At 34.3% G+C, this 8,630-nt stretch carries 7 protein-coding genes; 4 read left to right on the forward strand and 3 right to left on the reverse strand.

All coding sequences use genetic code 11. The annotated features are described in order from the left end of the window. The first annotated feature begins 20 nt into the window (after window positions 1-20). Window positions 21-959: a DHH family phosphoesterase gene (locus HU235_RS15915; RefSeq protein WP_174880840.1), complete on the forward strand. Its 939-nt coding sequence runs from the start codon at window positions 21-23 to the stop codon at window positions 957-959. Window positions 960-1,042: 83 nt separating this feature from the next. On the opposite strand, the gene HU235_RS15920 is transcribed toward HU235_RS15915, so the two are convergent. From HU235_RS15920 to HU235_RS15930, 3 genes are all read right to left on the reverse strand, one after another. Then, window positions 1,043-1,231: a hypothetical protein gene (locus HU235_RS15920; protein ID WP_095300663.1), complete on the reverse strand. Its 189-nt coding sequence runs from the start codon at window positions 1,229-1,231 to the stop codon at window positions 1,043-1,045. 487 nt (window positions 1,232-1,718) lie between these two features. Then, complete coding sequence (gene ytrI, locus HU235_RS15925) at window positions 1,719-2,219, reverse strand: sporulation membrane protein YtrI (protein WP_095300662.1); 501 nt, start codon at window positions 2,217-2,219, stop codon at window positions 1,719-1,721. After that, a complete protein-coding gene (locus HU235_RS15930; protein WP_095300661.1) occupies window positions 2,216-2,551 on the reverse strand; it encodes a YtrH family sporulation protein in 336 nt (111 codons plus the stop codon). Before HU235_RS15930 ends, ytrI begins: the two co-directional genes overlap by 4 nt. Window positions 2,552-2,783: 232 nt before the next feature. Between HU235_RS15930 and dnaE the strand changes: the two genes are divergently transcribed. The 3 genes from dnaE (at window position 2,784) to HU235_RS15945 (ending at window position 8,173) form a co-directional block, all read left to right on the forward strand. Next, on the forward strand, window positions 2,784-6,167 hold the full coding sequence (gene dnaE / locus HU235_RS15935) for a DNA polymerase III subunit alpha (RefSeq protein ID WP_174880841.1): 3,384 nt from the start codon (window positions 2,784-2,786) through the stop codon (window positions 6,165-6,167). Window positions 6,168-6,312: 145 nt separating this feature from the next. Further along, entirely contained in the window at window positions 6,313-7,542 is a 1,230-nt protein-coding gene (locus HU235_RS15940) for an NAD(P)-dependent malic enzyme (RefSeq protein WP_095300659.1), read from the forward strand. 16 nt (window positions 7,543-7,558) lie between these two features. Next, window positions 7,559-8,173, forward strand: a complete 615-nt coding sequence (locus HU235_RS15945; protein ID WP_170944357.1) for a FadR/GntR family transcriptional regulator — start codon at window positions 7,559-7,561, stop codon at window positions 8,171-8,173. Window positions 8,174-8,630: the final 457 nt, after the last annotated feature.

The following is an 8,630-nucleotide window of genomic DNA, read 5'->3' on the forward strand; positions in this document are numbered from 1 at the left end:
CTATATTAAAGGAGATACATATGAAGCGACAAATATTAGAAGAAATCAAAGCAAACAATACGATTATTATTCATCGTCATGTAAGACCTGACCCAGATGCTTACGGATCACAATGCGGCCTTGCTGAGTTATTAAAAGCGTCATACCCAGATAAAACAATTTATGTTGTAGGGGAAAGTGACCCAGCGTTAGATTTTCTTTACAAAATGGATATAGTTGAGGATGAGATTTATAAAGAAGCGTTAGTCATTGTTTGTGATACAGCAAACCAGGCTCGTATTAGTGACCAACGCTATAAAAATGGAAAAAAACTTATTAAGATTGACCATCACCCAAATGAAGATCAGTATGGAGATTTATTATGGGTAGATACATCTGCAAGTGCTACGAGTGAAATGATTTATGAATTATATTTAGAAGGAAAGGAATTTGGCTTAGTCCTAACTAAAAAAGCTGCTAAGCTATTATTTGCTGGAATTGTCGGTGATACAGGACGCTTCCTTTTCCCGAGTACAACAGAGAAGACATTTCGTTATGCAAGTGCTCTTATCTCTGAAGGAATTGAATTTACACCTTTATATAATGAACTATATAAAACAAAACGAAATGTTGCGAAATTAAGCGGTTATGTTCTACAGAATTTTACGTTGAGCTCGTCGGGAGCAGCATCGATGTTTATTACAAAAGATATTTTAGCAGAATATGGTGTCACACCATCTGAGGCATCTCAGTTAGTTGGGATTCTTGGAGACATTGAAGGTGTAAAATCATGGGTGTTTTTCGTTGAAGAGGAAAAGCAAATCCGTGTTCGATTGCGCTCGAAAAATATTGTAATCAATCAATTAGCAAAAAAATATAATGGTGGCGGTCATCCTCTTGCTTCAGGTGCTTCAGTATATAGTTGGGAAGAAGCAAAACAAGTTGTAAACGACTTAGAAGAGCTTTGCCAGCAAAATTAATATGTAGAGAAGGGTCGGAATAACTTTCCGAACCTTTTTCTATTCAAATATACATTACGCGTAGCTCGAAGGTGATTAAGCGCTTACTTTTCGGCGTTTGGAATAAACCAATAGCCGATTTCGGTAGCATCCTCGTACACATCTAGGTTTAATATTTGAATCTCCTTTTTTATCAATCTCGCTATCTCTGGTGATTCAACATATGCAGTAAACCCCTTTTTAATAATCTCAATTTTCTCCTTTGCAAGCTTTTTGGCAAATATAAGATCCAAATTAATCCCTCCATTCCAATTTAGTAGTCCAATGGCAAAGGGTGTGCATGCTTACTTAAGTTCTCCATAGAAAATTTCGATTAATGGATAATTGACAATAGAATACAAAGTTTTAAATTAATGTAATGCTTGAGAAAATTAGGTGAAAACGGAGCTTATTTTTGACGAAAAACCCATTAGTACGTTATTCATTTGAAAATCCGTATAAATAGTTAAGATGATAAGTAGAGTTTGAGGTTGTTATGAAAAGTGTGTCTATTTCTATAATATCGAAAATGGAGAAAAAATGTAATCATTTTTTTAACATAATGAGAAAAATGGTAAAATCCTACCTTTTTTGTGATAAATACAATAAATTATCGTTAAATACGAATAGAAAAGACAACAAAAAAACTGCTGTAATATAATCTTCAAATTACGTTTTATTGACAGCTATGTAACTGTCAATGAAATATAATATTCCAGCAGTATAGTTTAATATTTAATATTAGATTAAAGAAATTTCAACTTCAATATAAATTGTTGTATATAACATGAATTTAGTCATTTTTAGTTTATAATCTTTACCGTCAACCTTATGAGTTTTATTTTCAACAATATTTTCAATTAGTTTATAATTGGCATAAACGCTTTCCATATCTTTGGCAATTAAATCTGCTAAATTATCCTTTACATCATCCTCAATTTTTTTAATCCGGAAGTCTTTAAACAAATATTTTTCACCATTCACTAAATGGACATTAATTGCTTGAACAGTAATTTTCTTTTGTGCCTCTTTGTTTATTTTGGAGTACTCTTCTTGGTATAGCTCCTTATCCTTTTCTAAATCTTGTATCGTTACTTTTTGCTTATCAATGATTGTCCTATGTTTTTCTTGGAGGACACCATAAATAAATAAAAAAACAATCCAGCTAATAATTGCTCCAATCGCGACTCCAGAGAAGAAACGTTGCCAGGAAGGCTGTTGATAGTACGGAGGAATCCTCATGAGATATGCTCCTGGGTAAGCCAAAGAATGACTAACCAGCCAGTTTGTGCTCCACCCATACCAGATATAATAAGCAAAACCTGTTTGATAATATCTCTTGTCTCTCCCTGGAAAATCCCACGTTCAAAGCTGTAGAAGGCATCGAATGTTCCGCCAATTGCTGCAACAAGTGCCCATATTTTTAAACGATTAGCAAATTCAAACATTTTTGTTAATGGTGGCTCACCTGCGAGAAAAGCACCGATTGCGCCGATCAATGTCCCTCCCAAAATAACACCTAATGCGATAAAATAACTATGAATAAAAGCTGGGATAAATGCCTCATTCTCCATATCAATCAACCCCCTATAATCATATATATGGACGACCTTTTTTAAGTATGTTTTGTTTTCCAAAATAACGCTCCAGGAAAAATAAATTCATAGTTGAAATGTTTGGGTAGAAAAGCGTAAGCTCATACTTGGCTTATTTCTCATATTTGTCATTTAGAAAACGGTAGGAATATAATAAAAGAGGAATGTTGTTTAAGCTAAAAAAAAGAACCGCTAGAAAGGAGGGATTTGTTTGTCTTTCATACACCTTCAAATAAAAAGTGCTTATAGTCTTTTATCAAGTGCAGTGAAACTAGACAAGCTTGTAAGCAAAGCGAAGGAACTTAATTATAAAGCATTGGCATTAACAGATGAGCAAGTCATGTATGGGACAGTTGAGTTTTATAAACTTTGCAAACGAAATGGAATTAAGCCAATCATTGGAATGAAATTAAATATAATCGAAGAAAATTCTACTAAATCATCTTCTACCTCACTTGTATTATTAGCTGAAAACAATGATGGATATCAGAACCTAGTAAAAATAAGTAGTGCCATTCAAACAAAATCACCAGAAGGTTTACCTGAAAGATGGCTTAAAAGTTATAGTAAAGGGTTAATTGCTTTTACATCTGGTCATGAAGGGTTAATGGAGCAATATGTTTTGGATAATCAAATGGATCAAGCGATGCAGCAAATAAAAAAATATCAATCTCTTTTTGGTAAGGATAGCTTTTACGTAGGGATACATAGCAAATGGGTAAAGCAGGCTAATTCCCTCCTTCCAAAGTTAACAGATTTATGTCATAAAATGGACGTGCAAACTGTAGCAGTAACAGATGTATCCTATATAGAAAAAGATGATGTTCTTGCCTACCGATGTTTATCTGCTATAAAAAACGGGGAAGTACTTTCCGAGGATCAAATAGATTTAGATGACCATAAACATGAGAAATTAACATCACAGCAGGAAATGACCCGGATTTTTGAACAGTACCCAGATGCACTTGAGAATACTTTAATGATTGCAAAGCGCTGTCAAGTTGATTTAAATCTTGGAGCTACACAATTACCTAAATACCCTACTCCTAACAAGGAAAGTGCAGATGAATATTTAGAGCAATTGTGCATTCAAGGATTATATGAAAGATTTGCTACTCCAGATCAAATTTATAAGGAAAGATTAGCCTATGAATTAAAAATCATTAAAAATATGAACTTTAGTGATTATTTTCTAATTGTTTGGGATTTTATGAAGTATGCTCATGAAAATGGAATTTTAACAGGCCCTGGTCGAGGATCTGCAGCGGGATCACTCGTATCATATGTATTGAAAATAACGAATGTTGATCCAATTAAACACCGCCTTCTTTTTGAACGTTTTTTAAACCCAGAACGAATTACAATGCCTGATATTGATATCGACTTTCCAGATACGAGACGGGATGAGGTTATCGGGTACGTTGCAAGGAAATATGGTGAATTACATGTTGCTCAAATCATTACGTTTGGTACCTTTGCGGCAAAGGCTGCTATTCGCGATGTTGGTAAAGTCATGGGAGCTTCTACAAAGGAAGTCGAAATTCTTACAAGACAAATTTCATCGCGCCCTGGTGTTAAGCTATCTGATGCGATTGCAGAATCAAAGAGCATACAAAAACTAATTCAAGAAAATAAAATGTATAAAAAAATGATCGAGATTGCTATAAAAATTGAAGGACTTCCTAGACATACGTCAACACATGCGGCAGGTGTTGTACTAAGCAGTCAGCCGTTAACAAATATTGTACCTATTCAAAAAGGGCAGCAAGATGTTTACCTCACGCAATTTTCTATGGATTATTTAGAGGATTTAGGTTTACTAAAAATGGATTTCCTTGGATTAAGGAATTTAACACTAATTGAAAATATCATAAGCCTAATTAAGCGTGGAGAAGGACATACAGTTGATTTAACGAGCATATCTTATCATGATGAGAAAACATTTTCATTGCTTTCAAGAGGAGATACGACAGGGATATTCCAATTGGAATCAGAGGGGATGAGAAGTGTATTAAAACGCTTGAAGCCAACAAATCTTGAAGATATTGTTGCAGTTAATGCATTATACCGTCCGGGTCCTATGGAAAATATTCCTTTGTATATTGAAAGGAAGCATAAACGGAATCCTATCCAATATTTACACCCCGATGTTGAGCCGATTTTGAAATCTACCTACGGTGTTATTGTTTATCAAGAGCAAATTATGGAAATTGCATCAAAAATTGCAGGCTTTACATTAGGTGAAGCGGATTTGTTAAGGAGAGCTGTTGGGAAAAAGAAAAAAGAAGTGCTTGATAAGGAACGTGAGCATTTTGTTAATGGTTGTTTAGCAAATGGATATGATAATGAGGTAGCAAATAATATATATGATTTAATTGTTAAATTTGCGAACTATGGTTTTAATCGCAGTCATGCAGTAGCCTATAGTGTTATTGCCTATCAACTAGCCTACTTAAAAGCAAACTATCCACTTTACTTTATGACAGCACTCTTAACAAGTGCAACTGGAAATGATGAAAAAGTTGCTTCTTATATCCGCGAGGCAAAGCAAATGAATATAACGATTTTACCACCTTCTATTAATCATAGTGCATATCCATTCCTTGTTGAAAATGGATGTATTCGTATTAGCTTAGCTTGTATAAAAAATGTTGGGATTGTAGCGATAAAAGAAATTTTCCATGAAAGGAAAAAAAGGAAATACACGGATTTATTTGATTTTTGCATAAGGGTCTCACAGAAAATTATTAATCGAAGAATTATGGAGCAACTCATTTTTTCAGGTGCAATGGATGATTTTGGTGTTGATCGAGCTATTTTACTAGCGAGCCTTGATGTTGCTATCGAACATGCTGAGCTACTATCGCCAACGACAGACAACCAATTTGATTTATTCCTTAATGAAGAATTTTCGATAAAGCCTAAATATATCGAGGTTGAAAACTTCAAGATCGATGAGAAGCTCAAATTTGAAAAAGAAGCTCTTGGCTTCTATTTTTCAAAACATCCTGCAGAATTATACCGGGATCGCCTCGAGCAAGCAGGAGCTATATATATATCTGAAGTAAATCAAACTTTTGACAGAAAAATTTCTCTAGGAGCAATGCTAATTAGTAAACGGTCAATACGTACAAAAAAAGGGGAAGTAATGTCGTTTATCGTTATTGGAGATGAGACTGGAGAACTTGATGCAGTTTTGTTTCCAAGTGTATACGCAAAGTTTAGTGAAGTATTATCAACAGGGCGAATTTTCCTATTTACTGGAAAAATCGAAAAACGTCAAGAAAAATGGCAAATGATTATTCAAGATATTTGCATTGCTCAGAACTTAGTTGAAAATGAAGGAAATGAAAAGCTATTTATCAGAATCGAAAAATCCTTTTTACCTCAAAAACTCAATGAGGTGAAAAAACAATTGAAAAAATTCCACGGAAAAACACCTGTATATTTATTTTATGAGGCAGATAAAAGGACGGTTCAGCTTCCAGAGGAATTTTTCGTATCTCCAACGGAAGAATCAATTGATTGTCTAAGATCATTACTTGGTATAGGAAATGTTGTATTAAGAAGGAAAGAAAATCATCAAAAAACGTAGAATGTAAGTTTGGATGTTAACATGGACAAACTAGTATAGCATACTTTACAAAAGAATGAATTATGTTATCATTTAGTAATGATTATTAGTGGTCTGACCACTCTAATAATCATTACTTTACAAGGTTAAAAAGGGGATGTTTATGATGTCATTGCGTGAAGAAGCATTACATATTCATCGTGTTAATCAAGGGAAATTAGAATCGAAAGCAAAAATACCAGTTCGGAATGCGCATGATTTAAGTTTAGCCTATTCACCAGGTGTTGCTGAGCCTTGTAAAGATATTTATGATGATAAAAATAAAGTATATGATTATACAATGAAAGGAAATATGGTTGCAGTTGTTTCAGATGGGACAGCAGTGTTAGGTTTAGGAAATATCGGCCCTGAAGCAGCATTACCTGTAATGGAAGGGAAAGCGGTGCTTTTTAAAAGCTTTGCAGGTGTTGATGCTTTTCCGATTTGTCTTAATACTACAGATGTTGAACAAATCATCAATACAGTCAAATTACTTGAACCAACATTTGGCGGAATTAATCTAGAGGATATTGCTGCACCAAACTGCTTCGTCATTGAAGAGCGATTAAAGAAGGAAACAAATATACCAATCTTTCATGATGATCAACACGGTACTGCAATTGTAACGGTTGCTGGTCTTGTAAATGCGCTAAAGCTCGTTGGGAAAAGTATGTCAAATATTCGTGTCGTTGCTAATGGTGCTGGTGCTGCTGGAATTGCAATTATCAAACTTTTATATACATATGGGGTAAGAGACATCATTATGTGTGACACAAAAGGAGCAATATTTGAAAATCGATTGACTGGGATGAATGAAGTAAAAGCAGCTGTAGCTAAGTATACAAATCGCGACCAAAAGGAAGGATCCCTCGCTGATGTAATTAAAGGAGCAGATGTTTTTATTGGGGTTTCTGTTGAGGGGGCTTTGACAAAAGACATGGTGCTTTCAATGAATGAAAAGCCAATTATCTTTGCTATGGCTAATCCAGTACCAGAGATTATGCCAGAGGATGCAAAAGAGGCAGGGGCTTTGGTTATTGGAACAGGTCGTTCTGATTATCCTAACCAAGTGAACAATGTTCTAGCATTTCCGGGGATTTTTAGAGGTGCGTTAGATGTAAGAGCGACTCATATTAACGAAAAAATGAAGGTTGCGGCAGTTGAGGCAATTGCATCTTTAATTAAGGAAGACGAACTAAAACCTGAATATGTCATTCCTGCACCATTTGATCCAAGAGTAGCCCCAGCAGTAGCCTCTGCAGTAGCAAAAGCTGCAATGGAAACAGGTGTTGCTCGAATCAAAGTAGATCCTGAGCAAGTTGCAGAGAAGACAAGACAGATGGCTATAATTAAATAAAGTGAGTGATTTGTCTTTGACCAATGAAAAATCAAAAGTTTATATAGATATTCTTCATTACATTCGTATCTATATAACTGAAAACCAACTTTCTTATGGAGACAAAATCCCTTCTGAAAGAGAGCTTGCCGAAAAGCTAAATGTTGGTAGATCATCCGTTAGAGAAGCTTTGCGAGCTCTTGAACTGCTAGGAATGATTGAAACAAGAAGAGGAGAAGGTACGTTTCTTAAGGATTTTCGGGATCATAATTTAATTGATTTACTTGGAACGTTTATTTTAGAAGACTCTAAGGCTATTGATGATGTAATTGAGATGAATAATATGCTAGAGTATAACGCAATTCAGTTATTATTACGTTCTAATCATGAAAGTGAATTAAGAGCTCTTGAAAAGCGTTTAGTACATGAGGGGTTAACTAGATATGAATTTATGAAAGAGCTTGTCCAATTAGCAAATAATCATTTGCTTTATCGCATTTGGATCGTTTTAAATGAATATGTATCTCTAGTTCATAAACATGTTAATGTGGAAGTTGATGCAGTAGATAAAATGAAAGAACTGGTTGCCTCTTTGCTAGAAAGAAAACAAACTGAGGTATTAACTTCATATCAAAAATTATCCCTAAAATAATTGTCGAATACCAAATGACAAATTCCAACAACATGACTGTTAGTAATTCGTTAAAGTAGGGATAACGACAAAAGAATAAGATGACCTTTCATCAATTTTTTTATTGCTCTTTATTATTGGTTCTTTCCGTAAAGATTGTTGTTTTACAAGTAACATATTTAAACAGATGTTGAAGATAGCGGAGATGCAAGAATTTTAGCGGGAGTAAAGTATTAAAGATATTTGCATAAGAGCACTCTGTTAAATGAATCTAAAACAAAAGCTAAATAGTTTTCAAGCAACAAAGTATGCGAAATAGCCTTTATTAAGAGTGAAAGAAGCTTCTTCTAATCGATTTATACATTTGGAAGAGTATGGTGTTTCATAAATACTAATAGTTAAATAAGAATTGGAGAGAAACAGCTTCAGAAAAGGAGAGGTACCATTTTGTTAAAAGATTTATTTACAAAACCAACAA

The organism is Metabacillus niabensis, assembly GCF_902829255.1.
GTDB lineage: Bacteria > Bacillota > Bacilli > Bacillales > Bacillaceae > Metabacillus > Metabacillus niabensis.

Bases quoted from the DNA above. Each gene is read 5' to 3' on its own strand.
- HU235_RS15940 (WP_095300659.1), top strand. From the start codon at position 6,313: ATGTCATTGCGTGAAGAAGCATTACATATTCATCGTGTTAATCAAGGG.
- ytrI (WP_095300662.1), bottom strand. From the start codon at position 2,219: ATGAGGATTCCTCCGTACTATCAACAGCCTTCCTGGCAACGTTTCTTC.
- HU235_RS15930 (WP_095300661.1), bottom strand. From the start codon at position 2,551: ATGGAGAATGAGGCATTTATCCCAGCTTTTATTCATAGTTATTTTATC.
- HU235_RS15915 (WP_174880840.1), top strand. From the start codon at position 21: ATGAAGCGACAAATATTAGAAGAAATCAAAGCAAACAATACGATTATT.